Here is a 19,619-nt window from a genome sequence, read left to right as displayed (position 1 = left end):
CTCAAAATAAGGTATAATAGTAAGGATAATAGGGGTACTGTCTAGTACGCCTGTTTTTTAAGTTCAGATGAAACATCAGTTAAGTAAACTGAACAGCTTGAAAGGAGCTACTATGTTTTTAAATTACAAACCAACATGGATGCTAGAAGCAATCTATCAACTAACACCGGAAGAATTAGCGAAACATGATATTAGAGCTGTTTTGACGGATTTAGATAACACATTAATCGCTTGGAACAATCCGGATGGTACCGAAGAACTTTTAAACTGGATTGAAAGTATGAAGGCGGCAGGAATTCCTGTTATTGTTGTGTCTAACAATAAAGCTGAACGTGTCGAGCGTGCGATTTCTCATTTAGGTTTAGATTATGTAGCGCGTGCTCTTAAGCCCTTTACTAAAGGGATGAACGAGGCGGCTAAAAAATTAAACTTACCAAAAGAAAATATTGTAATGGTAGGGGACCAGTTGATGACGGATATTAAAGCATCTAATAGTGCGGGTATTCGTTCAATTTTAGTGAAACCTATCGTGTCATCTGACGCATGGAATACGAAGCCTAATCGTGCCATGGAAAAAATGATTATGACACATTTAAAGAAAAATAACTCTGATATGAAATGGAGAGGTGATTTATCATAATGGAAGAAGAAATTCGTTGTATAGGATGCGGATCAGAAATCCAAACAGAAGATAAAGAAGGCTTAGGTTATACACCTAATTCAGCTTTACAAAAAGGACTAGAATCTGGCGATGTGTATTGCCAACGTTGTTTTAGATTACGTCATTATAACGACATTCAAGATGTTGCATTAACAGATGATGACTTCTTACGATTGTTAAATGGAATCGGTCAAGAAGATGCTTTAATCGTTAATGTTGTTGATATTTTTGATTTTAATGGAAGTTTAATTCCAGGATTACATCGTTTTATCGGGAATAACCCGGTTCTTTTAGTTGGGAATAAAGTAGATATTTTACCAAAATCTCTAAAGCGTGGTAAATTAACACAATGGATGCGTGAACGTGCTCATGAAGCAGGGCTACGTCCTGAAGAAGTGATGTTAACAAGTGCTAAGAAGCCAGCTGAGATGGAAGATTTACTTAAAACAATTGAAAAATACCGTAAAGGTCGCGATGTGTATGTCGTGGGTGTTACTAATGTTGGGAAGTCAACGTTAATTAATGCCATTATTAAATCAACAGCAGGTGTTCAAGAGCTCATTACAACATCTCAATTCCCAGGAACGACATTAGATAAGATTGAAATTCCTTTAGAAGATGGTAAAAACTTAATCGACACACCAGGAATTATTCATAAATTCCAAATGGCTCATTACTTAGGTAAAAAAGACTTGAGAATTGTAGCGCCAACTAAAGAAATTAAACCTAAAGTTTACCAATTAAATGCGGGTCAAACATTATTCTTAGGCGGGCTAGCTCGCTTTGATTATATCCAAGGTGATAAGACATCATTTATCACGTATGTTTCTAACGATGTGGATATTCACCGTACTAAAACTGAAAAAGCAGATGAGTTTTATAAAAAACATGCGGGTGGCTTATTAACACCACCTCAAGCTGACGAAGTAGGGGACTTCCCAGACCTAGTTAGATTTGAATTTTCAGTTAAAGAAAATACAGATATTGTCTTTGCCGGTTTAGGTTGGATTACAATCACATCACCATGTGTGGTAGCGGGATGGGCACCAAAAGGCGTAGATGTATTACGTCGTAAAGCATTAATTTAAGAGTTGACTCGTTTAAGAGATCATTAGAAAAGAGGCTATATATAATGGAATTAAGAGGAAAACAAAAACGCTTTTTAAGAAGCGAAGCACATCATTTAAACCCAATCATCCAAATCGGTAAAGGTGGATTAACAGAATCAGTTATTGATCAAATCGAGGAAACATTAGAACGTCGTGAACTAATTAAAATTAGTTTGTTACAAAATACAGATGAGGTTGCTGATGACGTAGCCGAAGCTTTAACACAAGCTATCAATTGTGACGTTGTTCAAATTATTGGACGTGTCTTAGTGGTATTTAAACCATCATCAAAAGAGAAGTTCCAAAAAATTTCTATCGACGTTCGCAAAATTTAATTTTAAAGGAGTGCTGAGGGAGTTTGGCAGGACAATCAAAAAAAAAGGAACGTGTTGGGATATTAGGTGGTAATTTTAATCCGGTGCATTACGCTCATTTAATAGTAGCAAGCCAAGTGTATCATCAGTTAGAGCTAGATAAAATCTATCTTATGCCATCTTTCGAATCTCCGCACGTTGACCCTAAAAAAACAATCTCAGCCTCTCATAGGATTGAGATGTTGAAGTTAGCGCTAGTAGATGATAGTTCTTCTATGGAAATTGAGACGATTGAAATTGAACGACAAGGTAAAAGTTACACCTATGATACAATGGCGGAATTAACGTCCCAACATCCAGACAAAGAGTATTATTTTATCATTGGTGGCGATATGGTTGACTATTTACCAAAATGGCATCGTATAGATGACCTTATAAAAATAGTACAACTTGTAGGTGTTAATCGCCCAGGTTACCCTTTAACATCTGACTATCCTGTTAAGTGGGTAGAGGTGCCGATGATGGATATCAGTTCCTCTTATATTCGAGAGAAAATCTCGACAGGAGGCACAGTGGATTACCTCTTACCTAAAAATGTGATAGACTATATAGATAAGAAGGGATTGTATCAGCATGGCTAAAACTGAACTGATTTATAGCGAAGCGTTTAGTCCACATACACGAGACGTATTACTTGGAAAAGTGTCAGCACAAATGAGTGCGAAAAGATTTGCTCATGTGTTGCGAGTAGAAGAGATGGCTCTGGAGTTATGTGAGTTGTACAAAGGTGATCCTGAAAAAGTCAGCATCGCTGCTTTGACTCATGATTATGCTAAAGAGCGCCCGGATGATGAGATGATTCAAGTGATAAAAGACAATCAACTATCGGATGAGTTAATCCCATTTGGTAACGCCATCTGGCATGGTGTTGCAGGTGCAGAACTTGTGAGAGCTGAGCTTGGCATTACAGACGAGGATATTTTAAATGCGATTAGATACCATACGACAGGTGCGAAAGAGATGAGTTTACTATCAAAAATCATTTATGTAGCGGATTATGTTGAACGTGGCCGAGACTTTCCAGTTGTTGCTGAAGCAAGAAAAATCGCATTATCAGATTTAGATGAAGCAGTCGCTTTTGAAACGAAACAAACATTGTTATATTTGGTAAAACAAGAAGCACTGATTTATCCAAAAACATTAGAAACATATAACCATTGGGTTGTTAAATAATAGGAGGGAATTATCATAGAAAGCAAACAGTTATTAGAAGTAGTAGTAAAAGCAATAGACGACAAACGAGGCGAGGAAATCATCGCATTAGACGTACAAGGTATCTCATTATTAGCAGATTACTTTGTTATTTGTCACGGTAACAGTGAAAAACAAGTTGGGGCTATCGTTGATTCAGTAGCCAATGCGGCACGTGAACAAGGAATTGAAGTAGGACGTATCGAGGGGAAAGAATCAGGTAAATGGGTATTAGCAGATTTAGGCGATATCGTATTACACGTCTTCCACGGAGAAGAACGTAGCTTCTATAATTTAGAAAAATTATGGTCAGACGCACCAATGGTCGACGTAACAGGTATGGTGGACTAGATTGTTATATAAGACATTCGCTTTAGTCTATGATGAGGTTATGGACCCATTTCTTTATACAGAATGGTTAAACTTCACGAAAAGACATTTACCAACGGATACAAAACGTATTTTAGAATTAGCTTGTGGGACAGGTGCTCTTGCGTGTGATTTTTCTCGAGACGGTTATGAAGTAATCGCAGTTGATCTTTCAGAAGAGATGTTATCAATTGCTAGTGAGCGTGCGGAAGAAGAAGGCGTTGAAGTTCAATTTGTTCAGGGCGACATGATGGATTTATCAGAGCTAGGGACATATGAAGCAATCACGTGTTATTCTGATTCGCTTTGCTACATGCCAAACCAAGAATCCGTTCAGCAAGTTTTTGATTCAGTTTATCAAGCCCTTGAAGAAGGCGGCACATTTATGTTTGATGTTCATTCTATTTTCCAAGTTGATGAAGTATTCCCAGAATACAGTTACCATTATCAAACTGATGATTTTGCTTTCCTATGGGACAGCTATCAAGGTGAAAAGGACCATAGTATCGAACATAATTTAACGTTCTTCGTTAAAGAAAATCCTGAAGATGAAAAATTCATTCGTCATGATGAGCTTCATCAAGAAAGAACCTATTCGCTTGATAATTATTATATGATGCTAGAAAGTGCAAACTTTACTAATATCGAAATATACGCAGATTTCACAGATGAAAAACCATCAGAAAATTCAACACGTTGGTTCTTTGTTTGTAAAAAATAGACGTTAAATCAACAAACATGTACTGCTTACCAGTATGTGTTTGTTTTTTATTATAAATACGGTTGAAAAGATTGTGAAACTATTAAAATAAAAGGATTATCCTTACTAAAAGTAACATTTTCGTTTATACTACTAAGTGAGAAACCTATTTAGGTCTAGTGTTATTAATAAAACAAGAGAAGGAAGCGACTCAAATGAGACAAAGAAAAACAATGGATGGCGGCACAGCAGCTGCTTACATTTCCTATGCGTTTACTGAGTTAGCAGCCATTTACCCTATCACACCTAGTTCAAGCATGGCCGAACTAGTCGATGAATGGTCAGCTGAAGGGAAGAAAAATATATTTGGTCATCCGGTCAAAGTGGTTGAGATGCAATCAGAAGCTGGTGCAGCTGGAGTAGTTCATGGTTCACTTAAATCAGGAGCATTAACAACAACTTATACAGCCTCACAAGGGTTATTACTTATGATTCCAAATATGTATAAAATGGCAGGGGAATTATTACCTGCAGTTTTCCATGTGGCAAGTCGTGCTGTCGCAACGAGTGCGTTAAGTATTTTTGGCGACCATGGTGATGTGATGGCAGCGCGTCAAACAGGTGTTGTGATGCTAGCTGAGAGTACGGTACAAGAAGTCATGGATTTATCTGCCGTAGCTCATCTTGCTGCGATTGAAGCAAGTCTACCTGTTATGAGTTTCTTTGATGGGTTTAGAACCAGTCATGAAATTCAAAAAGTAGATATTTTAGAATATGATGAAATAAAAGGATTAGTCAATCAAGAAAAATTGGCTGAATTTAGAGCGAAAAGTATGAATCCGAATCATCCACATATCAGTGGAATGAACCAAAATGATGACATTCATTTCCAACAAAGAGAAACCGTCAACTCGCACTATTTAGCAGTACCAGGTATTGTTCGTAACTATATGCAAGAAATTAATAAGTTACGCGGAACAGACTATGATTTGGTTAATTATTATGGAGCAGACGATGCGGAAGAAGTGATTGTCTCTATCGGAAGTGTGGCACCAGTTGTCCAACAAACTGTAGATTATCTAAATGCCTCAGGTCGTAAAGTCGGTCATATTAATATCAGATTATACCGTCCATTCCCTGTAGAGGATTTCTTAGCTTGTGTTCCTGATACGGTTAAATCAATGGCTGTATTAGACAGAACGAAAGAACCAGGTGCTGGTGGCGAGCCGTTGCTATTAGATGTTCAAAGTGCGATGTATAATTCAGAAGCGCGTCCTGTAATTATTGGGGGACGTTACGGATTAGGGTCTAAAGATTGTACACCTGACCAAATTGTTGCAGTATTTGATGAATTAAAACGACCAAAATCAGAAATGAAAGAGCGTTTCACTATTGGTATCGTAGATGATGTGACGCATCTATCACTCCCAACATCAGGTAAACTCGATTTAACACCAGAAGAAACCTTCCAAGCGAAATTCTGGGGATTCGGTTCTGATGGAACAGTTAGTGCAAATAAATCTTCTATTAAAATTATTGGAGATTATACGGATTTATATGCCCAAGGTTATTTTTCTTATGACTCTAAAAAAGCAGGTGGGTTAACAGTCTCTCATCTTCGCTTTGGGAAAGAACCGATTAAATCTACGTACTTAGTAGAAAATCCAAATTTTGTAGCCTGTCATAATTCATCGTATTTATATAATTATGATTTGTTAAAAGGTCTTAAACCAGGAGGCACCTTCTTACTCAATACGATTTGGACAGAAGAACAGTTAGTTAAAAATCTACCGAGTCAATTGAAAAAAGAAATGGTCGAGAAAAATATTAACTTTTATACAATCAATGCGATGGCGTTAGCGAAAGAAGTTGGTCTAGGTCAACGTATCAATACGATTATGCAGACGGCATTCTTTGAATTAATGGATTTAATTCCACAAGAAACAGCTATAAGTCTGATGAAAGATCAAGTTCAAAAAGTTTACGGCAAGAAATCTCAAGCCGTTGTTGAGAAGAACTTTGAGGCTATTGATAGAACGGTTGCGTTATTAAATAAAGTAGAAGTCTCTGAAGCATGGTTAACAGATACTGTTGAAGTAAAAACAGATCCTGAAGATAAACCATCATTTGTCTTTAATATTGTGGATCCAGTAAACAGACAAGAAGGAAACTCTCTAACAGTAGGTGATTTAAAAGCGAACAATATGACTGATGGTCGAATGCCATTAGGAACCGCTGCCTTTGAAAAACGAGGTATTGCCTTAGAAGTTCCAGTTTGGGATGTGGATAAATGTACAATGTGTAATGAATGTGCCTTTGTCTGTCCGCATGCTGCAATTCGTCCATTCTTAGCGGACGATGAGGAGATGGAAGAAGCACCTGAAGGCTTCATAACCCGTGAGATGCGTGGAGCAGATGGACTGAATTACCGTATTCAAGTGTCATTAGAGGATTGTACAGGATGTGGTCTCTGCGTTGAGGTTTGTCCGGCTAAAGGTAAGGCTTTAGAAATGAAACCTTACGAAGAAATGAAAGAAGAAGCGATTAATTGGGCGTTCGCTATGACGTTAAAAACAAAAGATAACCCAGTTAAGCTAGGTTCTGTTAAAGGCTCACAATTTCAAAAACCGTTAATTGAATTTTCGGGAGCTTGTTCGGGTTGTGGTGAAACACCTTATATTAAACTATTAACACAGTTGTATGGTGACCGTTTGATGATGGCTAATGCAACAGGGTGTTCATCAATTTTTGGTGCAGCAGCGCCGTCAACACCATATACAACTAATGATCAAGGACAAGGTCCGGCTTGGTCCAATTCATTATTTGAAGACAATGCTGAATATGGTTATGGGATGTATCTTGCCAATAACTCTCGTCGTGAGTATCTTGCGACTAAGATGGTAGAGGCTTTAGATTTATCAGTGCTTTCTGATGATTTAAGAGCGCTTATGACGGATTGGTTGGAACATATGACAAGCAGTGAAGGGACGCAACAACGCGCCCAAAAACTAAAGGTAGTCCTAGCTGAAGAACAGTCTAAACATGAGTTACTAGCTGAAATCTACGACGGTCATGATTTATTTGTAAAACCGAGTCAGTGGATTATCGGTGGTGACGGTTGGGCGTATGATATTGGCTTTGGTGGATTAGACCACGTTATTGCTAGTGGTGAAGATGTGAATATCTTAGTCATGGATAATGAAGTCTACTCAAATACAGGTGGACAAAAATCTAAAGCCACACCGATGTCTGCTGTAGCTAAATTTGCAGCTGATGGTAAACGTGGAGGTAAAAAAGATTTAGGTGTGATTGCCATGAGTTATGAACACGTTTATGTGGCTCAAATTTCATCTAGTGCCAATCAAATGCAGACGATTAAAGCAATTGAAGAAGCCGAAAAATTCCCTGGACCATCGCTTATTATTGGGTATACACCTTGTATTGAACATGGTATATCTGGTGGAATTACAATTCAACAAGCAAAAGATGCTGTTGAAACAGGCTACTGGTCACTTTATCGTTATAATCCATTGTTGGCTGAAAAAGGCAAAAACCCAATGACGATTGACTTCAAGAAACCTGATTTTTCTAAGATGAAAGACTTCATGAAGACTGAAACTCGTTTTGCGAGATTAAGTTCGATTGATGAAGAGGTTTCTGAAGAGTTATTCGATGAAACTGTAGCGCAGGCTAAAGCAAGATTCTACCGCTATGCAAGAATTGCAGGACAAGAAGAAAAGATTAGAGCAAAACTTGAAAAAGAATAATTAAAAACGCTGATTGGATACTATCCGATCAGCGTTTTTTTAGAATGTCATCGCCCCAAAGTAACTTAGCTTCTTCCTCTAGTTTTAAGACAATCGTTTGTGTTTCTTTAGGCAGACTGCTATGAGATAAATCGATTGAGCCGTTATTAAGTGTCATATTTTTCTCATTATTTTTAATAGGTTGTTCTATAGAACCCTGTAAGCTTATTTCGGGTTCTGAGTTGTGTTTTGGCCAAATGATTAATCCGTAATCACTATTTGCGGTACTAATAGCCAAGTTACCTGTGAAACTACCATAACTAGGATATTTTACATTTGCGACATAGTGTTTAGTATCGTCAGTTTTGTGATAAGAAAAATTCTTTATTGTAGTATCAAAATTAGTGATGTAAGGGTGGTAAGTACTTCTGACATAAAAATAAGCAGCATTATAAATTAAAAATAGAGATAAAATTGATGTACCGATAATTATTATTAGTTTCTTCTTTTTCTTTATATGAGACATAAAATCTCCTTTCTTGTATAATTCGAGGATTATTTTCCTATCAACTTTATCGTACACTGATTTATACTAAATGTAAATACTTGTTTTAATTGACAGGAGAAAGTGAGAATGTTATTCTTTCACTATAAAGAGTAAACGTTTACGTTAAGAGTTTGAAAGGAGGTATGGTATGACATTATCCATGGTTGAAATTGCTAAACGTGCAGGTGTTTCAGTAGCGACTGTCTCGAGAGTGATGAATAAAAAAGGCGGTTACGGCAAAGCAACAGGTGAAAAAGTTGAAGCGATTATTAAAGAAGCGGGTTATCAAAAAAATGAAATGGCTAGTGGATTGAAGCGAAAGTTCACACGGTCGATAGGTGTTATTATTCCCAATGTGGTTACTAATTATTTTGGATTAATTGTTGAAGGGATAGAAGAAGAAGCACGAAAAAATGGTTACTCAATTTTATTAGCACACAGTGGTAATGGCGGAGAGCATTTTGAACACGCGTTAGCGACGCTAACAGAAAGACGTGTGAGTGGCTTGATTTTTGTGTCAGTTCAAACCACAGATGATGACTACGATTTGGTAAAACAGTCAACTACGCCTCATATTTTTATATCTTCGGATTCTGATACGCAAGACTTTTCTAAAATTAAGATTGACGATTATCAAGCTGCTTTAGAGGCTACTCGTTATTTAATAGGAAAAGGTCATAAAAAAATAGGGTTGGTGGGACTTAATCCTACAGATAAAGTAGCGGGAGAACCTCGTATTAAAGGCTATAGACGAGCGTTTGAAGAAGCGAATCTACAACTTGATGAGAAGTGGATTATTTCTGGTGATTTTGGTGTAGAGACTGCTGAAAAGGGTGTTGAAATAAGCCTTGACCAGATAGACACGACCGCTTTATTTTGTGCCAGTGATGAGGCTGCGATCGGGGCGATGAAGGCTTGTCGTAAAAAAGGACTAAATGTACCAGAAGACATTTCGATTATGGGATTTGACGATTCAACTACGGCCAAATTATGTTACCCAGAATTGACAACAGTACATCAGCCTTTATTCGAGATGGGGAGTCAGTCGGTTTTTAAAATAATACAAGCAATTGAAACTAATGACGTTATTGAGAGTGACATTGTACCATTTGATATTATTGAACGCGAGTCAGTGGTGAGTCTAACTTAAAATGCGTCATTGCATTTTAAATAAAAACGTAAACGTTTACGTAAAAAGGAGAATAGTTATGCAAAAAAAATGGTGGCATGATTCGGTTGTGTATCAAATTTATCCAAGAAGTTTTCAAGATAGTAATGGTGACGGTGTTGGTGATATCCAAGGTATTATTAGTCGCTTAGATTATCTAAAAAAATTAGGGATTGATGCATTATGGCTAAGTCCAGTCTTTGAATCGCCTAATGATGATAATGGCTATGATATTAGTGATTACAGAAATATTATGGCAGAGTTTGGGTCAATGGCAGATATGGATGATTTGATTCAGTCATGTAATGAGCGTGGCATTCGCCTGATTATGGATTTAGTAGTTAATCACACGTCGGATGAACACCCGTGGTTTATTGAAGCGAAAAAATCGAAAGATAATCCATACCGTGATTACTACATTTGGCGTGACCCTGTTGAAGGTGATGTTCCCAATGGCTTAGGGTCTACTTTTAGTGGTCCAGCGTGGGAATTTGATGAGACAACTGGGCAATATTATTTACATCTATTTAGTAAAAAACAGCCAGATTTAAACTGGGAAAATAAAAAGGTACGAGAAGAAGTCTGGGACATGATGAATTTCTGGTTAGATAAAGGAATTGGCGGTTTCCGCATGGATGTGATTGATTTGATTGGCAAGCAGCCTGATAATGAAATCACAGGAAATGGTCCTAAATTACATGAGTATTTACAGGAAATGAATAAAGAAACGTTTGGGAAACATGATGTCATGACTGTTGGTGAAACATGGGGAGCGACTCCTGAAATTGCTAAACTTTATTCGGATCCTAAACGGGATGAACTCTCAATGGTCTTCCAATTTGAGCATATTGGATTAGATGAAGTCCCTGGGAAAGAAAAATGGGATTGGCAAGCTCTTGATTTTAAAGAATTAAAACGTATTTTCTCGAAATGGCAAACTTGTTTTAATGGTGACGGTTGGAATAGTTTGTTCTGGAATAATCATGATACGCCTCGAATTATTTCGAGATGGGGGAATGATTCTGAAGAATACCGTGAGTTGAGTGGTAAGATGTTAGCAACGATTCTTCATATGCAAAAAGGAACACCTTATATTTATCAAGGTGAAGAAATTGGTATGGTTAATACACCTGTGCAAGATGTTTCGCAATTAGATGATATTGAAAGTTTGAATATGTACCATGACCGTTTTGCCAAAGGGTATTCAAAAGAAGATATTTTGTTCTCGATTAATAAAAAAGGACGTGACAATGCCCGTCGTCCAATGCACTGGAATTCTGAAGAACATGCAGGATTCACAGAAGGAGAACCTTGGTTAACTTTAAATCCTCGTGTGGAGGAGATTAACGTGGAACAAGCGCTAAGCAATCCGAATTCGATTTTTTATCATTATCAAAAATTAATCGAGTTAAGAAAAAATAATCCGATAGTTGTCTGGGGAGAGTACCGAGAATTACTGCCAGAAAGTGATGCGTTGTATGTTTATGAACGTTCTTTAGATGGTGAAAGTTGGTTAGTTGTCGCTAACTTTACAGAAGAGATAGTTGATTATGATTTGGTTGAGCAATCGCCAACAGAGGTTATTTTAAGTAATTATGAAGACTTACTACAAGAAGGGGCTTGCCTGAAATTAAGACCTTATGAAGCGATAATTTTTAAATAATATAAAAACAGTAACTGGTGAAGACTAGCTACTGTTTTTTATTTTGAATGGTCTAGTCATTACGGGATAGTTTTCTCATGTTTTATAATGTGATATACTAAGAAAGATAACTGAAGCATAAGGAGTGACGACCGTGATACAACAGTTTTATAATTTATTTAAACTTGAAACATGGCAAGACATCGTCCACAATTATGTACTAACACCTAATTTCTTAATTAATGTATTGGATATTGTAGTAGTCTGGTATTTGATATATAAATTATTCAGTCTTTTAAAGGGAACAAAAGCGGTTCAATTATTAAAAGGGATTGCCGTTATCATTATTGTTCGAATTATAAGCATGATCTTGGGTCTAAATACAGTATCGTGGTTGATGGACCAAGTAATTACGTATGGTGTGATCGCGGCCATTATTATTTTCCAACCTGAGGTAAGGCGCGGATTGGAACATCTTGGTCGTGTGGGCTTTCTTAATAAGACCCAAAAGAGTGAACGTAAAGACATTGCGATGGTAAAATCATTAGATAAAGCTATTGAGTATATGTCGAAACGTAAAATTGGTGCTCTTATCACCATTGAAAAATCAACAGGATTGGATGACTATATTGATACGGGTATCCCTATTAATGCGACCATAACAGGTGAGTTATTGATAAATATATTCATTCCAAATACACCACTTCATGATGGTGCTGTTATTATTCAAGGGGATAAGATTGCTGTAGCATGTGCTTACTTACCGTTATCTGAGAATGAAACTATTCCAAAAGAATTTGGAACAAGGCATAGAGCGGCAGTAGGTGTCAGTGAAGTGAGTGATGCGTTGACGATTATTGTGTCTGAAGAGACCGGTGCAGTTAGTTTAGCGCAGGATAATCAATTACACGCACATTTATCTAGAGACGAGTACTATGCTATCTTGAAAAAAGAATTGGTTCATGAAAAAGAAGTCGAAAAAGAGTCGTTATTTCAATCGTTCCTAGACGGTTTTTCAAAAGGGGGCGGTAAGTGATGGAAAGATTAGCTAACAGTAAGTGGTTCACTAAAGTATTAGCGTTGGTTTTTGCCTTGTTACTTTTCATGAATGCTAATTCTGAAAAACGACCATCCTTAAATGATACATCGCCAAGTATTTCGGCTGTAGCTGATAAGGTTCCGATTCAAGTGAAGTACGATGAAAGTAAGTATTATGTAACGGGATTTGATCCAACAACTACTGTTTATTTGAAGAGTAATAATAAAGTTCTATTGGATAGTGAGTCTCATGAACAAACCAGAGGATTTAAAGTCGAGGCTGATTTAACAGGATATAAAGAAGGTACTTTTGAGGTACCTTTGAAAGTAAAAAATCTAAATGGTGCTGTGAATGCTATTTTGAAGGATCAGTCTATCAATGTTACGATTGAAAAACGTAAGACGAAGCGTTTTAAAGTGACGCCTGTAGCGAATGATAATTTGTTAAAAAAAGGGTATGATTTAGAAAGTATGACAAGTGACCCTGCTGAAGTCGAAATTACAGCGGGAAGTGAGACGTTGAAACAAATCAAGAGTGTGAATGCTTTCTTAGAAGATGACCGTGATTTGTCAGAAGGAATGACGAAAAAAGTAAGCTTAGTTGCCCTGGATAAAGAATCAAATAGTATGAGTGTTATTATGGTTCCACCAACGGTAAACGTAAAGTTGAAAATTTCGGCACCGTCTAAATCAGTACCATTAGAAATCAAGCAATCAGGCAAGATTTCTTCAAATATAAAATCGTTTGAATTTATTCCAGAGGTTAAAAATATAACTGTTAAAGGTTCGAGAGAATCCTTAGAGAAAGTTGATAAGGTTCAGTTATTTATCGATACGACAAGTATTACAAAAGAAAGAACGAGTTCCTATCAATTGATTGCCCCAGATGGTGTTGAAGTTGAGCCTAAAGTGGTGACCGTGAATACAGTACCTCAGTTTGTAAAAGAGGATAAAGACAAAAATAAAGATTAAAATAATGAATAGTAATGGAGAGATATAACATGGGAAAATATTTTGGAACAGATGGTGTCAGAGGTGTTGCGAATCAAGAGTTAACACCAGAATTAGCATTTAAATTAGGACGTTGTGGAGGATATGTGTTGTGTCAACACCACGAAGGCGATTCTAAACCTCGTGTGTTAGTTGGACGCGATACACGTATTTCAGGCGAGTTATTAGAAACAGCACTTGTTTCAGGTTTACTATCAGTTGGGATTGAAGTTTTCCAATTAGGTGTTATTCCAACACCAGGTGTTTCTTATTTAACTCGTTTACAAAAAGCAGCAGCAGGAGTTATGATCTCAGCATCACATAATCCAGCTCAAGATAATGGGATTAAATTCTTTGGTCCAGATGGTTTTAAATTAGTTGATTCTCAAGAAGCTGAGATTGAAACGTTATTAGATGCGACAGAAGATACATTACCTCGTCCATCAGCTGATGGATTAGGAACGCTTGATGATTTTCCAGAAGGTATTTTAAAATATTCTCAATTCTTAACTGAAACAGTTGAAGGGGATTTTGAAGGAATTAAAGTATGTTTAGATGGTGCTCATGGTGCTACAACACCGCTTGTTAACCGTGTGTTTGCTGACTTGGAAGCAGACTTTTATACAATGGGAACAAGTCCAAATGGTTTGAATATCAATGATGGTGTAGGCTCAACACACCCAGAGCGTTTAGCAGAATTAGTTGTCGAAAAAGAAGCAGCGATTGGTCTAGCTTTCGATGGTGATGGCGACCGTGTTATTGCTGTTGATGAAACAGGTAAAATCGTTGATGGCGATAAAATTATGTTCATCTGTGGTAAATATTTATACGAAAATGGCAAACTTAAGAAAAATACAATCGTCTCAACTGTCATGAGTAACTTAGGTTTCCATAAAGCAGTTGAAGCTGAAGGTATGGTTGCCTTAGCAACACAAGTTGGTGACCGTTATGTTGTAGAAGAAATGCGTAAAAATGGCTACAATTTTGGTGGAGAACAATCAGGTCATATGATTTTCTTAGACCATAATACAACTGGTGATGGAATGTTATCAGGTATTCAATTAATTAATGTGATGAAAGAAACTGGTAAAAAATTATCAGAATTAGCATCAGAAATTGAAGAATACCCACAAAAACTAGTTAATATTAAAGTATCAAATAAAAATGGCGCAATGGAAGTTCCAGCTATTAAAGCAGCTATTGATGAAGCAGAAGCTGAAATGAATGGCGATGGACGTATCTTAGTTCGTCCTTCAGGAACAGAGCCTTTACTGCGTGTTATGGCAGAAGCTCCAACGATTGAAAAAGTAAATTATTATGTAGATAAGATTGCAGATGTTGTGCGTTCTGAAATCGGATTAGACTAATCAGTTTTTGAGACTCGAGATTAATTTCTCGAGTTTTTTTTGCATTCAAAACAAATATCTATACCAATTTTAGGCATTGTATCTATACCAATTTTATTAATCTAATTAAAAGGTTGACTTATTTCACGTGAGATAGTATTATAAATCTTGTTTCTATGGTTGGTGTGTGAGATTATATATCTATACCAATTTTGTTTATAGCGCCAGACCTATCTAATAGGTGACGAGGAAGAGTTTATCGAAAATTCGGCGGATGACTCTAGGGACTGCACCCTAAAGGTTTAATTAAAAACTAGTTGTAAGGCTAGAACAAAGGTTAAACCACGCAGATAGAAACAAGACTAAACATAAGAAAGTAGGAGTTTAACTATGTGCGGAATTGTTGGAGTAGTAGGAAGTAGTAATACAGTAGAGGTTTTATTAAATGGATTGGAAAAATTAGAATACCGCGGCTATGATTCAGCGGGTATTAGTGTGGCAGGAGAAGATGGAGAAACAACGGTAGTGAAGTCAGTTGGACGTATTGCTGAACTTAGAAATAAAGTTGGAGCGGACGTAACAGGAACAACTGGGATTGGACACACACGTTGGGCGACTCACGGTGTTCCATCTGAAAATAATGCTCACCCTCATACTGTTGAAGGTGGTCGCTTTACACTAGTTCATAACGGTGTCATTGAAAACTTTGAAGAGATTAAATCAGAGTATTTATCAGGTGTTAACTTTATTGGTCAAACAGATACAGAAGTGGCTGTTCAATTGATTAACTATCTAGCTGTATCAGAAAACCTTTCAGCTAAAGAAGCTTTAAGAAAAGCATTAGAGATTATCAAAGGCTCATATGCCTTCGCTTTAATGGACGTAGCAGAACCTGAAGTGGTTTATGTTGCTAAAAATAAAAGCCCATTATTAATTGGTTTAGGTGAAGGATTCAATGTTATTTGTAGTGATGCTATGGCGATGATTTCTGAAACTAAAACATTTTTAGAAATAACAGATGGTGAAATCGTAACAGTCAAAGCTGAAGGTGTTACAATTGAAACTCAAACTGGTGAAATAGTTGAACGTGCGCCTTATGAAGCTCAAATTGATGCGGCAGATATGGAAAAAGGAACATACGCTCACTATATGTTAAAAGAAATCGATGAACAACCGGCCGTTATGCGTCGCTTGGTTCAAGAATATACAAATGCTTCTGGTGAATTAGAAGTAGATGAAGAAATCACAAGCAAATTAAATAACAGTGATCGTGTTTATATTGTAGCGTGTGGTACAAGCTGGCATGCAGGCTGGGTTGGTAAAAAATTAATTGAAAACTTAACAGCGACACCAGTTGAGGTGCATGTTGCCAGTGAATTTGCTTATGACATGCCAATTATTTCTGAAAAACCATTCTTTATCTTTATTAGCCAAAGTGGGGAAACTGCAGATAGTCGTCAAGTATTAGTTAAAGTTAATGAATTAGGTTACGATTCAATGACACTAACAAACGTTGCAGGTTCTACTTTATCAAGAGAAGCTCAAACAACTATGTTACTTCATGCAGGACCTGAAATTGCTGTCGCTTCAACTAAAGCTTATACAGCACAAATTGGCGCTCTAGCTATCCTTGCTAAAGTAGCAGGTGTTGCAAATGGAAATGAAAATGCAATGGCATTTGATTTAGTTCATGAGCTTGGTTTAGTTGCCAATGCGATGGAAGTGCTTGTTAATCAAAAAGAAATGATTGCTGAGTTAACAAAAGAAAAATTAAGTACGACACGTAATGCTTTTTATATTGGTCGTGGTTTAGATTACTTCGTATCAATGGAAGCAGCATTAAAACTTAAAGAAATTTCATATATTCAAGCAGAAGGTTTTGCTGCGGGTGAATTAAAACACGGCACAATTGCGTTGATTGAAGAAGGAACACCTGTTATCGGACTTATCACTGAAGAGGTTATGGGAAGTCATACTCGTGGTAACTTGAAAGAAGTAGAAAGTCGCGGGGCAGATACATTAGTTATCTCAATGGAAGGTCTTGAAAAAGAAGGAGATAACATTATCTTACCGAAAATCAATACGCTATTAACACCGTTAGTAAGTGTTATTCCAGTTCAATTATTAGCCTACTATGCAAGTTTACAACGTGGATTAGATGTTGATAAACCGCGTAACTTAGCGAAAAGTGTAACAGTAGAATAAAAAAGTACCCATCTCCATTTTTACGGAGTTGGGTACTTTTTTTATTCTTGGAAATAGTCGGGGTAAGCTTTTATTAATTTATGTTTTTCGTCAATCATCATATGAAGATGTTGTGCTGTCAAAAATTCAGATTCTTCAGGATTTTTTGATTTAAGTGCTTCAAAAATTTGATAGTGTTGTTCTAATATGGTTTGCCATCTTAATTCGACAACTTTTAATCTCAATAGTCTAAATCTGTTTAAATGAGTGTTGTGTGTTTGCATCCAATCCCAAATCTCTTCTTTTCCTACTAAACTATAAAAATATTTATGAAACTCGTCATCTGATATAAAAAATGAAATAGGGTCGTTTTCAATAGCTGCTTTTTTTTGGACGTCAAGAATTTTTTCTAAATTATAAAAGTCATTATCAGTAACTTTTGAGCAACACTCTATCATTACTAATTTCTCTATATGTTCTCTTACGAATCGTGCATTATCAGCGGTGGATAGGTTGATTTTTGATATATAATTACCACTTTGGGCTTTAGTATATAAAAGTTCTTCTCTTCGTAATCTGATAAGTGCTTCACGTATAGGTGTGCGTCCTATTTTTATTTTATCTTCTAGATCTTTTTCAGAGAGTTTCGTTCCTGGGGGGAACGTGCAGTAAATTATTTTTTCTCTGATTTTGGAGTAAGCTTGTTCTTGTAAATTTGAATCTTTATTAGTCATAAAAGCCTCCAATTTATTTTTAATATGAAATAGTCAACACTATTTTACCGTATAAACTAAGAATATAAAAGTGTAAAACCTTCCGAACTAACATACTAGTTATTGAGTTGAAGGGGCATTATTTTAATTAATAAACATAAAAAACATGTTGACTTTGATATGTAAGCGTTATATAGTTATTTTGTAAAGAAAACTAATATGTTAGTTTGGAAGGTGGAAGAGTGATGAAGAATAATAAAAATAGTGAAAGTAGTATCTTTTATCCGGAGTATGATATATCAGGAATGAGAAGTAAAACAAAAGAAGCGCCAACTTGGGTACACTTTGGAGGGGGTAATCTTTTTAGAGCATTTCACGCTGAGATAGCTGATGATTTGTTGGTGAAAGGTCTAACTGATAAGGGTGTTGTTGTAGCGGAAACTTACGATGAAGAAGTTATCGAAAATATATATCACCAATATGATAATAAAATTTTACAGGTAATCATGAAAAGTAATGGAGCATTAGATAAACGATTAATCTCATCGGTTTCCGAAAGTTATTATCTTGCTCCAGATACTACAGGACAAAAAGAACTTAGAACGATTTTTGAGAGTGAAACTTTACAGTTAGTGACTTTTTCAATAACAGAAAAAGCGTATAAATTATCGGATATGAAAGGTAAATTTTTTCCTTTTGTTGAAAAAGATTTAAATAATTTGCCAGAAAAGGCGGAGCATACAATCAGTCAGTTGGTTTATCTAATATTGACTCGTTTTTATAAAAATGGTAAACCATTAGCACTTGTTTCTACAGATAATTTTTCTAGAAATGGACAGATTCTAGAAGATAGTGTTTTGACTATTGCTAATAAATGGCTAGATAATGGATATGTACCGAAAGAGTTTTTAGAATATATAAATAGTTCAATTAGTTTCCCTTGGACTATGATTGATAGAATAACGCCTAATCCTTCTGAAACGGTAGAAGAATTATTAAAAGAAAGCGCAAGCGACTTTGTTGGAATTTTACATTCAAAAAAACATACTAATATAGCACCATTTGTAAATACAGAAGAAACGCATTACTTAGTTATAGAAGATGATTTTCCAAATGGACGACCAAGGTTTGAAGAAGTGGGAGTAATACTTACCGATAGAGAAACTGTTGATAAAGTAGATGCTATGAAAGTAACGACATGTCTAAATCCATTACATACAACATTGGCTATATTTGGTTGTTTATTAGGTTATGATTCTATTTCTGATGAAATGAAAGATTCTGATTTAAGAGAATTGGTAAAAAAAATAGGCTATTCAGAAGGGCTACCAGTAGTTGTTAACCCAGGGATTATTAATCCTAAAGAGTTCATTGATGAAGTTATTGAAACTCGTTTACCTAACAAATATATTCCTGATACTCCACAACGTATCGCGACAGATACCTCTCAAAAAATGGCGATACGTTTTGGTGAGACTTTGAATAAATATAACAGTTCTGAGAAATTAGATGTATCAGATTTAGAATATATTCCATTAACAATTGCAGCATGGTGTCGTTATTTGATGGGAGTAAATGATGAGGGTCAGATATTTGAACCGAGTCCAGATCCTATGCTTACATTTCTTAACGAAGAATTATCTGATTTGAAATTGGGTGATTCTTTATCAGAGGAAAGCGAATTGAGAGTTATCTTAGAAAATGAGTCTATTTTTGGTTGTGATTGTTATGCTATAGGTTTAGGTAAAAAAATAGAAATGTATTTTAATAAAATGATTTCTGGCACAGGAAGTGTTCGAAATACATTGCAAGAATTATTACAAAGCGAGGGTGAAAAGTAA

General features: G+C 36.2%; 16 protein-coding genes and 1 pseudogene. 15 read left to right on the top strand and 2 right to left on the bottom strand.

What is annotated here, in order from left to right:
- Positions 1–112: 112 nt before the first annotated feature.
- The 8 genes and pseudogenes from CBF31_RS03905 to nifJ form a co-directional block, all read left to right on the top strand.
- Positions 113–640, top strand: coding sequence for a YqeG family HAD IIIA-type phosphatase (locus tag CBF31_RS03905; RefSeq protein WP_126831055.1), 528 nt, complete (start codon positions 113–115; stop codon positions 638–640).
- A complete protein-coding gene (gene yqeH, locus CBF31_RS03900) occupies positions 640–1,749 on the top strand; it encodes a ribosome biogenesis GTPase YqeH (RefSeq protein WP_126831054.1) in 1,110 nt (369 codons plus the stop codon). Before CBF31_RS03905 ends, yqeH begins: the two co-directional genes overlap by 1 nt.
- Positions 1,750–1,793: 44 nt before the next feature.
- A complete protein-coding gene (gene yhbY, locus CBF31_RS03895; RefSeq protein WP_126831053.1) occupies positions 1,794–2,105 on the top strand; it encodes a ribosome assembly RNA-binding protein YhbY in 312 nt (103 codons plus the stop codon).
- A gap of 23 nt (positions 2,106–2,128) precedes the next feature.
- Entirely contained in the window at positions 2,129–2,725 is a 597-nt protein-coding gene (locus tag CBF31_RS03890) for a nicotinate-nucleotide adenylyltransferase (protein ID WP_126831052.1), read from the top strand.
- 7 nt (positions 2,726–2,732) lie between these two features.
- Positions 2,733–3,317 (top strand): bis(5'-nucleosyl)-tetraphosphatase (symmetrical) YqeK, encoded by a 585-nt coding sequence (gene yqeK, locus CBF31_RS03885; protein ID WP_211330818.1) that lies wholly within the window; start codon positions 2,733–2,735, stop codon positions 3,315–3,317.
- A gap of 15 nt (positions 3,318–3,332) precedes the next feature.
- On the top strand, positions 3,333–3,686 hold the full coding sequence (gene rsfS, locus CBF31_RS03880; protein WP_415674406.1) for a ribosome silencing factor: 354 nt from the start codon (positions 3,333–3,335) through the stop codon (positions 3,684–3,686).
- Position 3,687: 1 nt separating this feature from the next.
- Complete coding sequence (locus CBF31_RS03875) at positions 3,688–4,425, top strand: class I SAM-dependent DNA methyltransferase (RefSeq protein ID WP_126831050.1); 738 nt, start codon at positions 3,688–3,690, stop codon at positions 4,423–4,425.
- 194 nt (positions 4,426–4,619) lie between these two features.
- Positions 4,620–8,168: pseudogene (nifJ, locus tag CBF31_RS03870) on the top strand (pyruvate:ferredoxin (flavodoxin) oxidoreductase); the annotation flags it as partial.
- Positions 8,169–8,199: 31 nt separating this feature from the next.
- Here the strand turns inward: nifJ and CBF31_RS03865 are convergent.
- Positions 8,200–8,676 (bottom strand): hypothetical protein, encoded by a 477-nt coding sequence (locus tag CBF31_RS03865; RefSeq protein ID WP_126831048.1) that lies wholly within the window; start codon positions 8,674–8,676, stop codon positions 8,200–8,202.
- Positions 8,677–8,845: 169 nt separating this feature from the next.
- Here CBF31_RS03865 and CBF31_RS03860 point away from each other — a divergent pair, with 169 nt between their 5' ends.
- The 6 genes from CBF31_RS03860 to glmS all read left to right on the top strand — a co-directional run bounded on the left by CBF31_RS03860 (position 8,846) and on the right by glmS (position 17,086).
- Positions 8,846–9,847, top strand: coding sequence for a LacI family DNA-binding transcriptional regulator (locus CBF31_RS03860; RefSeq protein WP_126831047.1), 1,002 nt, complete (start codon positions 8,846–8,848; stop codon positions 9,845–9,847).
- 58 nt (positions 9,848–9,905) lie between these two features.
- Entirely contained in the window at positions 9,906–11,528 is a 1,623-nt protein-coding gene (locus CBF31_RS03855; RefSeq protein ID WP_126831046.1) for a glycoside hydrolase family 13 protein, read from the top strand.
- Between the two features lie 133 nt (positions 11,529–11,661).
- Positions 11,662–12,543 (top strand): diadenylate cyclase CdaA, encoded by an 882-nt coding sequence (gene cdaA / locus CBF31_RS03850; RefSeq protein WP_126831045.1) that lies wholly within the window; start codon positions 11,662–11,664, stop codon positions 12,541–12,543.
- Positions 12,543–13,517, top strand: coding sequence for a CdaR family protein (locus tag CBF31_RS03845; RefSeq protein ID WP_170167867.1), 975 nt, complete (start codon positions 12,543–12,545; stop codon positions 13,515–13,517). The genes cdaA and CBF31_RS03845 overlap by 1 nt, the downstream gene beginning before the upstream one ends.
- A gap of 29 nt (positions 13,518–13,546) precedes the next feature.
- Complete coding sequence (gene glmM / locus CBF31_RS03840; protein ID WP_126831043.1) at positions 13,547–14,902, top strand: phosphoglucosamine mutase; 1,356 nt, start codon at positions 13,547–13,549, stop codon at positions 14,900–14,902.
- A 369-nt stretch (positions 14,903–15,271) separates the two neighbouring features.
- The gene (glmS, locus tag CBF31_RS03835) at positions 15,272–17,086 is read left to right on the top strand and encodes a glutamine--fructose-6-phosphate transaminase (isomerizing) (RefSeq protein WP_126831042.1); all 1,815 of its coding nucleotides are present in this window, start codon (positions 15,272–15,274) and stop codon (positions 17,084–17,086) included.
- 41 nt (positions 17,087–17,127) lie between these two features.
- On the opposite strand, the gene CBF31_RS03830 is transcribed toward glmS, so the two are convergent.
- Positions 17,128–17,799, bottom strand: a complete 672-nt coding sequence (locus CBF31_RS03830) for a GntR family transcriptional regulator (protein WP_126831041.1) — start codon at positions 17,797–17,799, stop codon at positions 17,128–17,130.
- A 224-nt stretch (positions 17,800–18,023) separates the two neighbouring features.
- Here CBF31_RS03830 and CBF31_RS03825 point away from each other — a divergent pair, with 224 nt between their 5' ends.
- Positions 18,024–19,619 carry a mannitol dehydrogenase family protein gene (locus tag CBF31_RS03825; RefSeq protein WP_126831040.1) on the top strand — a complete coding sequence of 532 codons (1,596 nt, stop codon included), beginning with the start codon at positions 18,024–18,026 and terminating at the stop codon, positions 19,617–19,619.

Origin of the sequence: Vagococcus fessus (genome assembly GCF_003987565.1) — a bacterium.
GTDB classification, from domain to species: domain Bacteria; phylum Bacillota; class Bacilli; order Lactobacillales; family Vagococcaceae; genus Vagococcus_D; species Vagococcus_D fessus.
This window is presented reverse-complemented; position numbering and strand designations above follow the sequence as displayed.

What these genes read in the sequence shown, in the direction of transcription:
- glmM (WP_126831043.1), top strand. Translation starts at nt 13,547, where the DNA reads ATGGGAAAATATTTTGGAACAGATGGTGTCAGAGGTGTTGCGAATCAA.
- CBF31_RS03860 (WP_126831047.1), top strand. Translation starts at nt 8,846, where the DNA reads ATGACATTATCCATGGTTGAAATTGCTAAACGTGCAGGTGTTTCAGTA.
- yqeH (WP_126831054.1), top strand. Translation starts at nt 640, where the DNA reads ATGGAAGAAGAAATTCGTTGTATAGGATGCGGATCAGAAATCCAAACA.
- yhbY (WP_126831053.1), top strand. Translation starts at nt 1,794, where the DNA reads ATGGAATTAAGAGGAAAACAAAAACGCTTTTTAAGAAGCGAAGCACAT.
- CBF31_RS03905 (WP_126831055.1), top strand. Translation starts at nt 113, where the DNA reads ATGTTTTTAAATTACAAACCAACATGGATGCTAGAAGCAATCTATCAA.
- CBF31_RS03855 (WP_126831046.1), top strand. Translation starts at nt 9,906, where the DNA reads ATGCAAAAAAAATGGTGGCATGATTCGGTTGTGTATCAAATTTATCCA.
- CBF31_RS03865 (WP_126831048.1), bottom strand. Translation starts at nt 8,676, where the DNA reads ATGTCTCATATAAAGAAAAAGAAGAAACTAATAATAATTATCGGTACA.
- glmS (WP_126831042.1), top strand. Translation starts at nt 15,272, where the DNA reads ATGTGCGGAATTGTTGGAGTAGTAGGAAGTAGTAATACAGTAGAGGTT.
- CBF31_RS03830 (WP_126831041.1), bottom strand. Translation starts at nt 17,799, where the DNA reads ATGACTAATAAAGATTCAAATTTACAAGAACAAGCTTACTCCAAAATC.
- CBF31_RS03825 (WP_126831040.1), top strand. Translation starts at nt 18,024, where the DNA reads ATGAAGAATAATAAAAATAGTGAAAGTAGTATCTTTTATCCGGAGTAT.
- CBF31_RS03845 (WP_170167867.1), top strand. Translation starts at nt 12,543, where the DNA reads ATGGAAAGATTAGCTAACAGTAAGTGGTTCACTAAAGTATTAGCGTTG.